This window comes from Azospira sp. MPR-E4, from assembly GCF_058809645.1.
The window spans coordinates 22,239-37,407 of the sequence record NZ_JBXAST010000033.1 but is presented as its reverse complement, the minus strand read 5'-3'; the positions used below and the strand labels follow the sequence as shown (position 1 = coordinate 37,407).

General features: G+C 65.6%; 14 protein-coding genes. 10 read left to right on the top strand and 4 right to left on the bottom strand.

The window, feature by feature from the left end; all coding sequences use genetic code 11:
- Together AC1RTA_RS11000 and AC1RTA_RS10995 are read left to right on the top strand one after the other, a co-directional pair.
- The coding region (locus AC1RTA_RS11000; protein WP_492784737.1) for a hypothetical protein at positions 1–389 on the top strand (389 nt) is incomplete at its 5' end.
- 100 nt (positions 390–489) lie between these two features.
- Positions 490–3,327 (top strand): valine--tRNA ligase, encoded by a 2,838-nt coding sequence (locus AC1RTA_RS10995; RefSeq protein WP_492784736.1) that lies wholly within the window; start codon positions 490–492, stop codon positions 3,325–3,327.
- Positions 3,328–3,508: 181 nt separating this feature from the next.
- Here AC1RTA_RS10995 and pabB read toward each other — a convergent pair whose 3' ends face one another.
- The 3 genes from pabB to AC1RTA_RS10980 form a co-directional block, all read right to left on the bottom strand.
- Entirely contained in the window at positions 3,509–5,329 is a 1,821-nt protein-coding gene (gene pabB, locus AC1RTA_RS10990; RefSeq protein ID WP_492784735.1) for an aminodeoxychorismate synthase component I, read from the bottom strand.
- Positions 5,330–5,396: 67 nt separating this feature from the next.
- Positions 5,397–5,624 (bottom strand): sulfurtransferase TusA family protein, encoded by a 228-nt coding sequence (locus AC1RTA_RS10985; RefSeq protein WP_014235129.1) that lies wholly within the window; start codon positions 5,622–5,624, stop codon positions 5,397–5,399.
- An 80-nt stretch (positions 5,625–5,704) separates the two neighbouring features.
- Positions 5,705–7,192 carry a M48 family metalloprotease gene (locus AC1RTA_RS10980; RefSeq protein ID WP_492784734.1) on the bottom strand — a complete coding sequence of 496 codons (1,488 nt, stop codon included), beginning with the start codon at positions 7,190–7,192 and terminating at the stop codon, positions 5,705–5,707.
- Between the two features lie 42 nt (positions 7,193–7,234).
- Between AC1RTA_RS10980 and moaC the strand changes: the two genes are divergently transcribed.
- The 3 genes from moaC to soxZ are packed head-to-tail and all read left to right on the top strand — an operon-like array spanning position 7,235 to position 8,559.
- Positions 7,235–7,729, top strand: coding sequence for a cyclic pyranopterin monophosphate synthase MoaC (gene moaC / locus AC1RTA_RS10975; RefSeq protein WP_130459073.1), 495 nt, complete (start codon positions 7,235–7,237; stop codon positions 7,727–7,729).
- A 32-nt stretch (positions 7,730–7,761) separates the two neighbouring features.
- Positions 7,762–8,232, top strand: a complete 471-nt coding sequence (gene soxY / locus AC1RTA_RS10970; protein WP_492784733.1) for a thiosulfate oxidation carrier protein SoxY — start codon at positions 7,762–7,764, stop codon at positions 8,230–8,232.
- A 9-nt stretch (positions 8,233–8,241) separates the two neighbouring features.
- Positions 8,242–8,559 carry a thiosulfate oxidation carrier complex protein SoxZ gene (gene soxZ, locus AC1RTA_RS10965; RefSeq protein ID WP_014235133.1) on the top strand — a complete coding sequence of 106 codons (318 nt, stop codon included), beginning with the start codon at positions 8,242–8,244 and terminating at the stop codon, positions 8,557–8,559.
- Between the two features lie 85 nt (positions 8,560–8,644).
- On the opposite strand, the gene AC1RTA_RS10960 is transcribed toward soxZ, so the two are convergent.
- On the bottom strand, positions 8,645–8,848 hold the full coding sequence (locus AC1RTA_RS10960; RefSeq protein ID WP_014235134.1) for a cold-shock protein: 204 nt from the start codon (positions 8,846–8,848) through the stop codon (positions 8,645–8,647).
- A gap of 312 nt (positions 8,849–9,160) precedes the next feature.
- Between AC1RTA_RS10960 and clpS the strand changes: the two genes are divergently transcribed.
- From clpS to AC1RTA_RS10935, 5 genes are all read left to right on the top strand, one after another.
- The gene (clpS, locus tag AC1RTA_RS10955; protein ID WP_014235135.1) at positions 9,161–9,478 is read left to right on the top strand and encodes an ATP-dependent Clp protease adapter ClpS; all 318 of its coding nucleotides are present in this window, start codon (positions 9,161–9,163) and stop codon (positions 9,476–9,478) included.
- On the top strand, positions 9,479–11,734 hold the full coding sequence (clpA, locus tag AC1RTA_RS10950) for an ATP-dependent Clp protease ATP-binding subunit ClpA (RefSeq protein WP_014235136.1): 2,256 nt from the start codon (positions 9,479–9,481) through the stop codon (positions 11,732–11,734).
- Positions 11,735–11,832: 98 nt separating this feature from the next.
- Entirely contained in the window at positions 11,833–12,324 is a 492-nt protein-coding gene (rraA, locus tag AC1RTA_RS10945; protein ID WP_014235137.1) for a ribonuclease E activity regulator RraA, read from the top strand.
- 424 nt (positions 12,325–12,748) lie between these two features.
- On the top strand, positions 12,749–14,059 hold the full coding sequence (gene aceA, locus AC1RTA_RS10940) for an isocitrate lyase (RefSeq protein WP_014235138.1): 1,311 nt from the start codon (positions 12,749–12,751) through the stop codon (positions 14,057–14,059).
- A 221-nt stretch (positions 14,060–14,280) separates the two neighbouring features.
- Positions 14,281–15,168 carry a DMT family transporter gene (locus tag AC1RTA_RS10935; RefSeq protein ID WP_492784732.1) on the top strand — a complete coding sequence of 296 codons (888 nt, stop codon included), beginning with the start codon at positions 14,281–14,283 and terminating at the stop codon, positions 15,166–15,168.
- The last annotated feature ends 1 nt before the right edge of the window (position 15,169 follow it).

Below are 15,169 nucleotides of genomic sequence, written 5' to 3'. Positions count from 1 at the left end.
CACCTCCACCGCCGCCCCCGGCACCGGCCGGCCCCCTGGATCTGGACCTCTCCGACCTGGTGCCGGAAGGCGATGACGACATTCCGGTGCTCACCGAAGTGGTGGATCTGGCCTCGGTCAGCGCCGACGCCCCCGACGAGAAGGACGCCGGCCCCGACCTGGAGGCCCTGCGGGAAACCCTGGCCGACGCCCTGGCGGCCGAACTGGCCCATTCCATCGAGCAACGCCTGGCCTCCGAGCTGCCCAGCCTGGTGGAAGCCACCCTGGCCGGCCTGCAGGACGACCTCAAGGCCGGCATCATCGCCGCCACCGAAGCCGCCCTGAAGGACTTCATCGCCCGCCGGCAACAGCTGCAGCTGCCCTTCGACCCGCCCGCCCCGGGCAACTGAACGGGCCGACCGGCCCAAATCTCCGGACAAGCAGACCGGGAGCGCCCGCCGCTTCCGGTATAATTGCGCCCTTTCCTTTCGCCCCAATCCCCTGATTCCTATGGAACTCGCCAAAAGTTTTGAGCCGGCAGCCGTCGAACGCCACTGGTACCCGCTCTGGGAAGAACGCGGCTACTTCGCCGCCGGCCTGGACACCAGCAAGCCCGCCGACCAGTCCTTCTGCATCCTGCTGCCGCCGCCCAACGTCACCGGCACCCTGCACATGGGCCACGGCTTCAACCAGACCATCATGGACGCCCTCACCCGCTACTACCGGATGAAGGGCCACAACACCCTGTGGCAGCCGGGCACCGACCACGCAGGCATCGCCACCCAGATCGTGGTGGAGCGCCAGCTGGACGCCCAGGGCATTTCCCGCCACGACCTGGGCCGGGAGAAGTTCCTGGAGAAGGTGTGGGAGTGGAAGGAATACTCCGGCGGCACCATCACCCGCCAGATGCGCCGCATGGGCACCAGCCCCGACTGGAAGCGGGAACGCTTCACCATGGATGCCGGCCTCAACAAGATCGTCACCGAATCCTTCGTCCGCCTCTACAAGGAAGGTCTCATCTACCGCGGCAAGCGCCTGGTGAACTGGGACCCGAAGCTGCACACCGCCGTCTCCGACCTGGAAGTGGTGCAGGAGGAGGAAGACGGTTTCATGTGGCACATCCGCTATACCCTGGCGGACGGCAGTGCGACGCTCACCGTGGCCACCACCCGGCCCGAGACCATGCTGGGCGACACTGCCGTCATGGTCCACCCGGAAGATGAGCGCTACAAGCACCTCATCGGCAAGATGGTGAAGCTGCCCCTGACCGACCGGGAAATCCCGGTCATCGCCGACGCCTATGTGGACATGGAATTCGGCACCGGCGTGGTGAAAGTCACCCCGGCCCACGACTTCAACGACTACGCTGTGGGCCAGCGCCACAACCTGCCGATCATCAGCATCCTGACCCTGGATGCCAAGATCAACGAGCACGCCCCCGAGAAGTACCGGGGCCTGGACCGGTTCGACGCGCGCAAGGCCGTGGTGGCCGACCTGGAAGCCCTGGGCATCCTGGAAAAGACCGACAAGCACAAGCTCAAGGTGCCCCGCGGCGACCGTACCGGCGTGGTCATCGAGCCCATGCTCACCGACCAGTGGTTCGTCGCCATGAGCAAGCCCGGCGAGGACGGCAAGTCCATCACCGAGAAGGCCCTGGACGTGGTGCAGTCCGGCGAGATCAAGTTCTACCCGGAAAACTGGGTGAACACCTACAACCAGTGGCTCAACAACATCCAGGACTGGTGCATCTCCCGCCAGCTGTGGTGGGGCCACCAGATTCCCGCCTGGTACGGCGTGAACGGCGAAGTCTTCGTCGCCCACAACGAAGAAGAAGCCCGGGCCCAGGCCGACGCCGCCGGTTACGCCGGCCAGCTGACCCGGGATGCGGACGTGCTCGACACCTGGTACTCCTCCGCCCTGTGGCCCTTCTCCACCCTGGACTGGACCCCGGAATACCCGGCCAAGTCCAACCCGGCCCTGGATCTCTACCTGCCCTCCTCCGTGCTGGTCACGGGCTTTGACATCATCTTCTTCTGGGTGGCGCGCATGGTCATGATGACCAAGCACATCACCGGCAAGATCCCCTTCAAGCACGTCTACGTGCACGGCCTGATCCGGGACGGCGAAGGCCAGAAGATGTCCAAGTCCAAGGGCAACGTGCTGGACCCCATCGACCTCATCGACGGTATCGACATCGACGCCCTGGTGCAGAAGCGCACCACCGGCCTGATGAATCCCAAGCAGGCCGAGAGCATCGCCAAGAAGACCAAGAAGGAATTCCCCGAAGGCATTCCCGCCTTCGGCACCGACGCCCTGCGCTTCACCTTCGCCAGCCTGGCTTCCCCCGGCCGCGACATCAAGTTCGACCTGAACCGCTGCGACGGCTACCGCAACTTCTGCAACAAGCTGTGGAACGCCACCCGCTTCGTGCTGATGAACGTGGAAGGCCACGACCTGGCCCTGGAGCACCAGCAGGCCGCCGGCGGCGCCTGCAGCGCCGATGCGCCGCTGAAGTTCAGCTTTGCCGACCGCTGGATCGTCAGCCACCTGCAGAAGGTGGAGCAGGAAATGGCCAAGCACTTCGAGGAATACCGCTTCGACCTGCTGGCCCAGACCCTCTACCGCTTCATCTGGGACGAGTTCTGCGACTGGTATCTGGAAATCGCCAAGGTGCAGATGAACGGCGGCACTCCGGAAGAAGCCAAGGCCACCCGCCGCACCCTGGTGCGGGTGCTGGAGACCATCCTGCGCCTGGCCCACCCGCTGATCCCCTTCATCACCGAGGAACTGTGGCAGGCCGTGGCCCCCATCGCCGGCCGCAAGGACGCCGAGTCCATCATGCTCACCCGCTACCCGGAAGCCAATCCGGCCAAGCTGGACGAGGCCTCGGAAGCCCAGGTGGCCCTGCTCAAGGAACTGGTGGGCGCCTGCCGCAACCTGCGCGGCGAAATGAACATGTCCCCCGCCACCAAGGTGCCCCTGCTCGCCGTCGGCGACAAGGAGGCTCTGGCCCGCTTCGCCCCCTACCTGGCGGCCCTGGCCAAGCTCTCCGAAGTGCAGATCGTGGACGACATTTCCAGCGATGAGCCGGCCCCCGTGGCCGTGGTCGGCAACTTCCGCCTGATGCTCAAGGTGGAGATCGACGTGGCCGCCGAGAAGGAGCGCCTGAGCAAGGAAATCGCCCGTCTCGAAGGGGAGATTGCCAAGGCCAAGGCCAAGCTCTCCAACGAGAGCTTCGTCGCCCGGGCCCCGGAAGCCGTGGTGGCCCAGGAGAAGGAACGCCTGGCCAACTTCAGCGCCACCGTGGACAAGCTCAAGCCCCAGTTGGAAAAGCTGAACAAGGCCTGAGCCAGCCCGCTCCCCAAAAAAACGCCCCGGTTGAGCCGGGGCGTTTTTGTTTTCGGGCTTGGGTAAGCTGAAGCCCTAGCGGTATTGTAGGCACTCGGCCTGCGAGGCAATAGGCACGCCATTTCTGGCAGGACATCACTGGCGAATGCCGTCCTTGCTTGCCCCCAGGGCAAGTGGCCTTTCAGCCCTGGGACGCCAGCGTCACCGGCACCAGCCCCCGCAGGGCGTTGCCCATGTACAGCGCTTCGGCCCGGGCCAGGTCGGCCAGGGTCAGCACCCGCTCCCGGGCCTCGCCGCATTCCAGCAGGCGCCGGCGCAGGATGCCCGGCAGCAGGCCGCAGGCCAGGGGCGGGGTGTAGAGCACGCCGTCGAGGCGGACGAAGACGTTGCTGCGGGCACCCTCGCAGACTTCGTCCCGCTCGTTGAGGAAAAGGGCATCGAAGCCGCCGGGCAGAGCCATGACCCGCTGCAATTCCCCATCGTAGAGGGCCCGGGCGGTGGTCTTGTGGCGCAGCAGGTAGCGGCGGGAGTCGAGACGGTGGGGCGAGAGATGGACCTGCCACGGCCCCGGGGCGGACTCCAGGGGCACGGCCTGCCGCTGCAGGGTGCCGGCCTTGTTGAGGCTCAGGCGCACGCGGAAGCGCCCCCGGGGATGGGCCGCGGCCAGGGCCGCCAGGGCCTGGGCCACGCTGGCGTCGTCGTGGGTAAAGCCCAGGGCCAGGGCCGAGGCGGCCAGGCGCTGGCGATGCAGTTCGCCGTCGGGGAAGGCGCCGTCATCCAGGCGCAGGGTCTCGATCAGCTCCAGGCCCGGGTCCAGGTCGGTGAGGAAGCGGGCCTTGAGCAGGCATTCCCGGTACTCGGCGGCGGGCTCGGAGTCGGTGACGATGCCGCTGCCCACACCCATGACGCCGCGCCCGTCGGCTGCCAGTTCCAGGCTGCGGATGGCCACGTTGAGGCAGAAATCCCCGTCCGGCGCCAGCAGCCCCAGGCTGCCGGTGTACAGGCCCCGGGGCCCGACTTCCAATTCCTCGATGATTTCCATGGCCCGCAGCTTGGGCGCGCCGGTGATGGAACCGCAGGGAAAGAGGGCCGCCAGGGTCTCGCCCGGGCCGACGCCCGGGGCCCGGGCGCTGACCGTGGAGGTCATCTGGAAGACGCTGGGGTAGGTCTCGATGGCGAACAGCTGCTCCACCCGCACCGAGCCGGTCTGGGCCAGGCGCCCCAGGTCGTTGCGCAGCAGGTCCACGATCATCAGGTTTTCCGCCCGATCCTTGGCCGAGGCCGCCAGGGCGGCCCGGTTGGCGGCATCGCCGGCCTCGTCCGCCCCCCGCGGCGCGGTGCCCTTCATGGGCCGGGTACGCAGGGTGTCGCCGCGGCGCGCGACGAACAGTTCGGGGGACAGGGAGAGGATCCGTCGCTCCGCCGTCAGCACCAGGCCGCCCAGGGGCGTCGGCTGGCGTTGCCGCAGGCGGGCGTAGAGGGCCAGGGGATGGCCGTAGGCCTGGAAATGCAGGGGAAAGGTGAAATTGACCTGGTAGCAGTCGCCGGCGGCGATGTAGTCCCGGATGCGCTGCGCCGCGGCGGCATGGGCGGCTTGGTCCAGCCCCGGCACCAACTCGGCGATACCGCAGGCGGTCTGCTCTGCCGGCAGGGCCGCCACCTGGTCCGCCAGCCAGTTCCGGGCGGCATCGGCGTCAAGCCGTTGCGCCGCGGCGAAAAGCCACAGGTGGCCCCGGGGCGCCGGGCTGTCGGGCAGGCGGGACGGGCATCCCGCCTTGCCCGGCTGCAGCAGGCGCCCCAGTTCGTAATCCAGGGCCAGCACGGCCCACCAGCCCCGGGCGGCGCCATCCTTGGCGGCGGCCAGGCCCCACTCCAGGTCCTGTAAGGTGTGCAGGGCATGGGTCTGCCGCAGGTCAGTGCACAGCCGGGCGCCGCCCTCCTCTTCGAGGAAGGCAAAGGCGGCGGCCTCGACGGGGCCCGGGGACGGCGGGGTCAGGGACAACGGGGAAGGGGAACAGGAAGCGGCAGGAACGGCACGGGCAGGAGGCCGCCGCACCGGACGGCAGGGCCTACTTGCGCTTGAAGAGGAAGGTGAACACCCGCTCCTCTTCGCCGGAGGCCAGCAGTTCGTTGCCGGTCTGCTTGGCGAAGGCCTGGAAGTCCTTCACCGCCCCCGGGTCCGTCGCCAGGACGCGCAGCAGCTGGCCGCTCTGCATTTCCGCCAGGGCTTTCTTGGTACGCAGGATGGGCAGGGGGCAGTTGAGGCCCTTGACGTCGAGTTCGCGATCGGGGGTCATGGCAGGCGGGATTCAGGAGAAAGGCAGGCCGCCATGGTAGCGGCCCCCCAGGGCCTTGCCAAGCCGGCGGGAAGGCCGGCCTAGCGCTTCTGCCGGGCTTCCTCTTCCTGACGGGTGCGCAGCTCCCGCAGGCGGGCATCCACCACGGACTGCTCGTAGAAATTGCCGTCGCCGGAGCGCTGGGCCATCTGCAGCTGGTCGATGGCCGGCAGCAGCTGCCCCTGCAGGGCATAGGCCTCGGCCAGGGCCTGGTGCTGCTGCAGCCGCCGGCCCAGGGCCGAGGCGGTCTTGGCCTTCAGGCTCCACAGCTTGTAGTCGCCGGTGTACAGCTGCAACTGGCCGTCCAGATAGGCCAGGGCCTCGGCCGGACGCTTGTCCGCCAGCAGGGCCTCGCTGTAGCCATACATGAGGGACTTGGCGAAGGGGGCATTGCGCAGGGCGCTCTTGTAAATGGCGATGGCGCCGGCCACGTCACCCTGGGCGCTGCGGCTCTCCGCCGCCAGATTGTCCAGCATCGGCGAGGCGACCTTGAGCCGGCGCAGATTCTGGATTTCCTGTTCCACCGCGGCGTAGTTCCTGGCCCGCAGCTGGGCATGGGCCAGGCCGAAGCGGATGCCGGCTTCATTGGCGAACTTGCGTTCCTTGAGCAGGTGTTCCAGGTCCGCCACCGCCTCCCGAGGGGTGCCCAGCTGGGCCCGCAGCTTGCCGCGCACCAGGTGGAAATCCAGGCTGTCCGGCACCTGCTTGTAGGGCGTCTTCTGGGCCCGGTTCTGCATGTCGGCGATCCGCTCCACCGTCAGGGGGTGGGTGCGCATGTAGGACGGGGCATTGTTCTCGTAGAGGCGGGAAGCCTGCTGCAGGCGCTGGAAGAAATCTCCCATGCCGCGCACGTCGAAGCCGGCCTTCTCCAGGGTCTGGAAGCCGATGCGGTCCGCCTCCCGCTCGAAGTCCCGGGAGAAACCGAGCTGGGACTGCACCATGGCCGCCTGGGAGCCGACGATGGCGGCGGAGGCCGCATCCGGGTTCTTGCTGGCGGCCAGCAGGGCCAGGGCCATGGCGGCCATGGCGACGATGGAGTTCTGCTTTTCCTTGGCGATGCCCCGGGCCAGGTGATGCTGGGTGACGTGGGAGATTTCGTGGGCCAGCACCCCCGCCAGTTCCGATTCGCTCTGGGCCGAGGTGATCAGGCCCGTATTCACCCCCACGTAGCCGCCGAAGGTGGCGAAGGCGTTGATGGTGGGATCCTTCATGACGAAGAAGGTGAAGCCGAAGCCCGGATCGGGACTGGCCGCCGCCAGACGCTGGCCCAGCTGGTCCACGTAGGCGGCGATTTCCGGATCGTCCAGGTATTGGGGATCGCGCAGGCGGATTTCGTTGAGGATGCTCTCCCCGACCTTCTTCTCCAGCTGGGGCGGAATGTCGCTCTGGGAGGAGTCCCCCAGGTCCGGCAGACCGTCCGCCAGGACCGGCGGCATGGCACCGAGGAGAGCGGCCACCAGCATGGTGGCGAGGGCGCCGCGCCGGACACGCCGGGGGCGGAAAGGCTGGGTTCGCGGGGCAAAATTCATGGTGCTATGATACCGCGCTTCCCTTGCCCGTTCCCTGACGCCATGGCCGCCGAAACAACCTTTACACAATTTACCCATTTCGACGCCGGCGGCCAGGCCCACATGGTGGACGTGGGCGACAAGGCCGAAACCCAGCGCCGTGCCATCGCCACCGGCCGCATCCTGATGGAACCGGCCACCCTGGCCCTGATCCGGGACGGCAACGCGAAGAAGGGCGACGTCATCGGCATCGCCCGCATCGCCGCCATCCAGGGCGCCAAGCGCACCGCTGACCTGATTCCCCTGTGCCACCCCATCGCCCTCACCCGGGTGGCCGTGGACTTCGACATCGATGCCGCCGCCAATGCGGTGGAGTGCACCGCCACCACCCAGTGCACCGGCCGCACCGGGGTCGAGATGGAAGCCCTCACCGCCGTCAGCGCCGGCCTGCTCACCATCTACGACATGTGCAAGGCCGTCGATCGCGGCATGCGCATCGAAGGCATCCGCCTGCTGGAAAAGGCCGGCGGCAAATCGGGCCTGTGGCAGGCCGAGTGATCCTCCGACAGATTCCTTACCCAAGAGACCCCATGGACGCCATCCGCCGTCATCTCCTGCAAAGCGCCGCCCGGGGCGGCCTCGCCGTCGCCCTCCTGGGGGCCGGCCTGCTGCGCCCGACCCGGGTGCTCGCCGCCGACTGGAACCAGCCGGCCTTTGCCGCCACCACCCTGGGCGAAGCCCTCAAGGCCTACGGCACCTCGCCGGTGCCCGACAGCAGGGAAGTGCAGATCATCGCCGCCGACGTGGCGGAGAACGGCGGCAATGTGCCAGTAGAAGTGCTGGTCAAGCTGCCCGCGGTGCAGAGCATCGCCCTCTTCGTCGAAAAGAATCCCTTCCCCCTGGCCGCCAGCATCGAGCTGGCGCCGGGCGTCCTGCCCTATCTCAAGGTGCCCCTCAAGCTGGCCGAATCCACCCGGGTCAAGGCCGTGGTCAAGGCCGGCGGCAAGACCTATGTGGCCACCCGGGAAATCGGCGTCACCATCGGCGGCTGCGGCGGCTAGGAGAAGAAAATGGCAGAACCCATGAAAATCCGCGCCACCCACCAGGGCGAATTCACCGAAGTGAAGGTGCTCTTGCAGCACCCCATGGAAACCGGCCAGCGCCGGGACCCGAAAACCGGCAACAACCTGCCGCCCCACTTCATCCAGACCTTCAGCCTGGCGGTGAACGGCAAGCCCATGGTCCAGGCCCAGCTCAACACCTCGGTGGCGAAAAACCCGGTGCTGACCTTCCGCCTCCAGGGCGTCAAGGCGGGCGACCGGCTGCAGGCCCAATGGCATGACAACAAGGGCGACAGCCGCAGCGACGAGGCTGTCGTCGGCGCCTGACTCCGGATCAGCATCCGGCACTACAAAACAAAAAAGCCCGCCTGGATGCCAGGCGGGCTTTTTCTTGGTGCAAATCCTGTGGGGCTTAAGCCTTCTGGATGTTGGACGCTTGCTTGCCCTTAGGACCTTGGGTGACGTCGAAGCTGACCTTCTCGCCTTCCTTCAGGGTCTTAAAGCCATTCATGTTGATGGCGGAGAAATGAGCGAACAGATCTTCGCTGCCATCATCGGGGGTAATGAAACCAAAACCCTTGGCGTCGTTAAACCATTTGACGGTACCAGTTGCCATATGTGCTACTTCCTTCTTGAATAAATCTTAAAACGGGAACTACTGTGCGTTGACTCCCCGACTGGCATGTTTGGTTTTCAAGACCGTGCGTGCGCCGTGCCAGAGTGTTTAAAGAATCCGGCAATTACTTGAAGCCAAACACAGCCGACGTTGTACGCTAAGTTGTTTGCATACGTCAAGCTATTTTGCGCCCCCCGCCGCCCATTTGCCCCGGACCCGGCGAAAGCCCTTGATAGACGGGGCTCCGGGCCAGTAAATACGGGCCTTGGCCAAGAGTGTTGCAGAATGCCCAAAGCCGATTAGAATCGGTCCATGGCGATACAGCATGAAAACAATCAGGGCAGCGTGGCCCTGGAAAAGAAGAGTTCCAAGGTCAAGCCGCCACCGATGTATAAGGTGCTGCTTTTGAACGACGATTTCACCCCCATGGACTTCGTCATTCTGGTGTTGCAAAAGTTTTTTGCCAAAGATCGAGAACAAGCGACGCGAATCATGCTCAAAGTCCATAACGAGGGGCGGGGATTGTGCGGGGTTTACCCCCGGGACATCGCCGCCACCAAGGTGGATCAGGTTGTTGCATTTGCACGCCAGCATCAGCACCCCCTGGTGTGCGTTATGGAGGAAAACTGAATGATCGCGCAGGAACTTGAAGTCAGCTTGCACATGGCCTTCGTCGAGGCTCGGCAAAAACGCCACGAATTCATCACCGTCGAGCATCTGCTGCTGGCGCTGGTGGACAATCCTTCCGCCGCCGAAGCCCTGCGCGCCTGCTCCGCCAACGTGGAACAACTGCGGCGGGACCTGCAGACCTTCATCGACGAGCACACCCCCACGGTGAGCGGCGAGGACGAGATCGACACCCAGCCGACCCTGGGCTTCCAACGCGTGATCCAGCGCGCCATCCTGCACGTGCAGTCGTCCGGCAAGAAGGAAGTGACCGGTGCCAACGTGCTGGTGGCCATCTTCGGCGAAAAGGACTCCCACGCCGTGTTCTTCCTGCAGAAGCAGGGAGTCACCCGGCTCGACGTGGTGAACTTCATTTCCCACGGCATCAGCAAGTCGCCCCAGCCGGCCAAGGCGGAAACGGAGCAGGAGACGGACGGCGACGGCCGCCCCGAAGCCGGCCCCCTGGAGAGCTACACCATCAATCTCAATGCCCAGGCGCTGCAGGGCAAGATCGACCCCCTCATCGGCCGGGACAAGGAACTGGAGCGGGTCATCCAGACCCTCTGCCGCCGGCGCAAGAACAACCCGCTGCTGGTGGGCGAGGCCGGGGTGGGCAAGACTGCCATCGCCGAGGGCCTGGCCCGTCGCGTGGTGGAAGGGGAAGTGCCGGAAATCCTGGCCAAGGCCCACGTCTACGCCCTGGACATGGGCGCCCTGCTGGCCGGCACCAAGTACCGGGGCGACTTCGAGCAACGCCTCAAGGGCGTGCTCAAGGCCCTGCAGGACAATCCGGACGCCATCCTCTTCATCGACGAGATCCACACCCTGATCGGCGCCGGCGCCGCTTCCGGCGGCACCCTGGATGCCTCCAACCTGCTCAAGCCGGCCCTCTCCGGCGGCCAGCTGAAGTGCATCGGGGCCACCACCTACACCGAGTACCGGGGTATTTTCGAGAAGGACCACGCCCTTTCCCGCCGCTTCCAGAAGATCGACGTGAATGAGCCCTCCGTGGCCGAGACCGTGGAAATCCTCAAGGGACTGAAGACCCGTTTCGAATCCCACCACGGCATCAAGTATTCCAGTGCCGCCATCAACTCGGCGGTGGAGCTGGCGGCCCGTTTCATCACCGACCGCCACCTGCCGGACAAGGCCATCGACGTCATCGACGAGGCCGGTGCCGCCCAGCGCATCCTGCCCAAGTCGCGGCAGAAGAAGATCATCGGCAAGCCGGAGATCGAGGAGATCGTCGCCAAGATCGCCCGCATCCCCTCCAGCCACGTATCCAACGACGACAAGGCGACCCTGAAGAACCTGGAGCGGGACCTGAAGGCCACCGTTTTCGGCCAGGATGCGGCCATTGACGCCCTGGCCAAGGCCATCAAGATGGCCCGTTCCGGCCTCGGCGCCCCGGGCAAGCCCATCGGCGCCTTCCTCTTCTCCGGCCCCACCGGCGTCGGCAAGACCGAAGTGGCCAAGCAGCTCGCCTACTTCCTCGGCGTGGACCTGACCCGCTTCGACATGTCCGAGTACATGGAACGGCATGCCGTTTCCCGCCTCATCGGCGCGCCTCCCGGCTATGTGGGTTTCGACCAGGGCGGCCTGCTGACCGAAGCCGTCACCAAGAAGCCCTACTGCGTGCTGCTGCTGGACGAAATCGAGAAGGCCCATCCGGACATCTACAACATCCTGCTGCAGGTGATGGACCACGGCACTCTGACCGACAACAACGGGCGCAAGGCCGATTTCCGCAACGTGGTCATCATCATGACCACCAACGCCGGCGCCGCCGAGTTGCAGAAGCCGTCGGTGGGTTTCACTTCCAGCAAGGAAGTGGGCGACGAAATGGTGGAGATCAAGCGCCTGTTCACGCCGGAGTTCCGCAACCGGCTGGACGCCACCATTTCCTTCAAGCCCCTGGACCACGACATCATCCTGCGGGTGGTGGACAAGTTCCTCATGCAGCTGGAAGAGCAGTTGCACGAAAAGAAGGTGGAAGCCGTATTCACCGACGCCCTCAAGGATATGCTGGCGGAGCGGGGCTTCGACCCGCTCATGGGTGCCCGGCCCATGGCCCGCCTGATCCAAGACACCATCCGCGCCGCCCTGGCCGACGAACTGCTGTTCGGCCGCTTGGCCCACGGCGGCAAGGTCACCGTGGATGTGGACAAGGAGGGCAAGGTGAAGCTCGAATTCGCCAAGGAGGCGGAAGCGGTAGCCTGAACCCGACCCGACCCAAAAGGCTGCGCCCCTTCCGGCGCAGCCTTTTTTTTGCCTAGAATCCGGAACCGCCAACCACCACCAGAAAATCAGGAGACCCCATGAGCTTCACCACCCCGGACCTGTGCGATGCCAACGAAGCCGCCATCGGCCACACCCTGCGCGTCGTCACCCCCATGTTCAAGGCCTACGGCGGCCGTGCCCGCTTTTGCGGCCGCATCCACACCCTGAAGATATTCGAGGACAACTCCCTGGTGCGCGAAGCCCTGGGCCAACCCGGCCAGGGCAAGGTGCTGGTGGTGGATGGCGGCGGCTCCCTGCGCTGCGCCCTGGTGGGCGACCAGCTGGCCGTGCTGGCCCAGAAGAACGGCTGGGAAGGCATCGTCGTGTATGGCTGCATCCGGGATTCGGCCGAGATCAACCGTACCGACCTGGGGGTGCGCGCCCTGGACACCCACCCCCAGAAAAGCATCAAGAAGGGCGTCGGCGACCAGAACATCGACGTCACCTTCGGCGGCGTCACCTTCAAGCCGGAGGAATGGATCTACGTGGATGAAGACGGCGTCATCGTCTCCGCCACTCCCCTGCTGTAAGCGACACCGCCCTGCCGGGGCCGTCCGCCGGGACGGCCCCACCCTCGCTGTTCCTCTTCCCCTCGCCCTCTTCCATCCCGCCTGCGCGGCCCGCGGGCACCCGCCGTTTTCCCTACGGCGGCCGGCCATTCCCACGACCAGACAATGCCCACGGGTTTTCCCCTATTCCATTGAACAGGAAAGCCGGAGTCATCCCGCACCGCCCACCCATTTCATTTCACTGCCGCGAATATCGTTTCATATAGCGGAACGCGATTTGCAACACAATAAAAACAAAGGGAAAAATATTGTCTTGTGTCTTATATAAGACATGTGTTGCTGTGCAAAATCGGCGCTATACTTTTTTCCCATCGGAGCACAGGAAACGTCACCCCGACACTGGCCTCCGAATCTTCCGCCAACGCTATTTATAGAGGAACCGAACATGAGCACTCGCGAACAGCAAATCGCCGCCCTGGAAAAAGACTGGGCTGAGAACCCCCGTTGGAAGGGCGTCAAGCGTGGTTATTCCGCTGCTGACGTGGTTCGTCTGCGCGGCTCCCTGCAGCCCGAGTACACCTTCGCCCAGCGCGGTGCCAAGGTCCTCTGGGAAAAGGTCAACGGCGGCGCCAAGAAGGGCTACGTGAATGCTTTCGGCGCCATCACCGCAGGTCAAGCCATGCAACAGGCCAAGGCCGGCCTGGAAGCCGTGTATCTGTCCGGCTGGCAGGTTGCTGCCGACGGCAACACCTCCGAAACCATGTACCCGGACCAGTCCCTGTATGCCTACGACTCCGTCCCCACCATGGTTCGCCGCATCAACAACACCTTCAAGCGCGCTGACGAAATCCAGTGGTCCCGCGGCATCAACCCCGGCGACAAGGAATTCATCGACTACTTCCTGCCCATCGTGGCCGACGCTGAAGCCGGTTTCGGTGGCGTGCTGAACGCCTTCGAACTGATGAAGAACATGATCGCCGCCGGCGCCGCCGGTGTGCACTTCGAAGACCAGCTGGCTGCCGCCAAGAAGTGTGGCCACATGGGTGGCAAGGTGCTGGTGCCGACCCGCGAAGCCGTGGAAAAGCTGATCTCCGCCCGTTTCGCCGCTGACGTCATGGGCGTGCCGACCCTGATCCTGGCCCGTACCGATGCCGAAGCTGCCAACCTGATCACCTCCGACTACGACGCCAACGACAAGCCCTTCCTCACCGGCGAACGTACCCAGGAAGGCTTCTTCCGCGTCAAGAACGGTCTGGAACAGTCCATCTCCCGCGGCGTTGCCTACGCTCCCTACGCCGATCTGGTGTGGTGCGAAACCGGCGTGCCCGACATCGGCTTCGCCCGTGAATTCGCCCAGGCCGTGCATGCTGCCTGCCCCGGCAAGCTGCTGTCCTACAACTGCTCCCCGTCCTTCAACTGGAAGAAGAACCTCAACGACAGCCAGATCGCTTCCTTCCAGGAAGAACTGTCCGCCCTGGGCTACAAGTACCAGTTCATCACCCTGGCCGGCATCCACGTCAATTGGTACAACACCTTCAAGTTCGCCAAGGCCTACGCCGGCGGCGAAGGCATGAAGCACTACGTGGAAATGGTGCAGGAACCCGAATTCGCCGCCCGCGAAGACGGCTACACCTTCGTCTCCCACCAGCAGGAAGTGGGCACCGGCTACTTCGACGACGTGACCACCGTGATCCAGGGCGGCTCCTCCTCCGTCAAGGCCCTGACCGGTTCCACCGAAGAAGAACAGTTCCACTAAGCAGCACCCGCGGGCATCCCGGCCAGGGTCGGGATGCCCGGCAGCAGATCATTCTGCTGCCATCAGGAATCCGAATTGCATCATCCCTTATCCTCTTGCTTGGGGAACAGGCCGACACCCACAAGGTGTCGGCTTTTTTTATGTGCCGTCACAAAAAGGCCCATGACAGAAGCGGGCCTGCAGGCAAGAATGGCGGCTCCTTCCGCCTTCGCCCCCAGGCCATGAACGCCGCCAGCCTCGCCCGACTGCTCCTGCTCGCCGCCATCTGGGGCGCCTCCTTCCTCTTCCTGCGCCTCACCGTGCCCGCCTTCGGCACCGTGTGGACGGTGGAAGTGCGGGTCATCCTGGCCGCCGCCAGCCTCACCCTGTTCGCCTGGTGGAGCGGCGAGGCCCTGCAGTGGCGCCGGCACTGGCGCCAGTATCTGATCATCGGCCTGTGCAACTCGGCCCTGCCCTTCCTGCTCTTTGCCTATGCCGCCCAGAGCCTGGGAGCCGGCCTGCTCTCCATCCTCAATTCCACCTCGCCCCTCTTCGCCGTCATCATCGGCGCCCTGTGGCTGCGCCAGCCCATCCGCGCCGTGACCGTGGCCGGCCTGCTGCTGGGACTGGGGGGCGTGGCCGTGCTGGCCTGGGACGGGCTGCAGAGCAGCGGCAGCCCCGACGCCTGGCTGCCCATGCTGGCCGCCGCCCTGGCCCCTTCCGCCTACGCCTTCGCCAGCGTGTACAGCCGCCACCACGGCCAGGGCATCACGCCCCTGGCCACCACCCAGGGCAGCATGATCTGCGCCGCCCTGCTGGTGCTGCCCCTGGCCGCGCCCCAGGGTCTGCCGGCGGCGGCCACTCCCACCGCCTGGGGCGCCCTGCTGGGCCTGGCGGTGTTGTGCACGGCCTGGGCCTACCAGCTCTATTTCCGGCTGGTGCACGAAGTGGGCCCCTTGGGTGCCCTCTCGGTGACCTTCCTCATTCCGGTGTTCGGCGTGTTGTGGGGGGTGTTGCTGCTGGGAGAAAAGCTGGGCGCCCACCTGCTGCTGGGCGGCAGCCTGGTGCTGCTGGGTACGGCCCTGGCCAACGGCCTGCTGAAGTGGCCGCGGTTGGCCCGCCCGGTCTAGG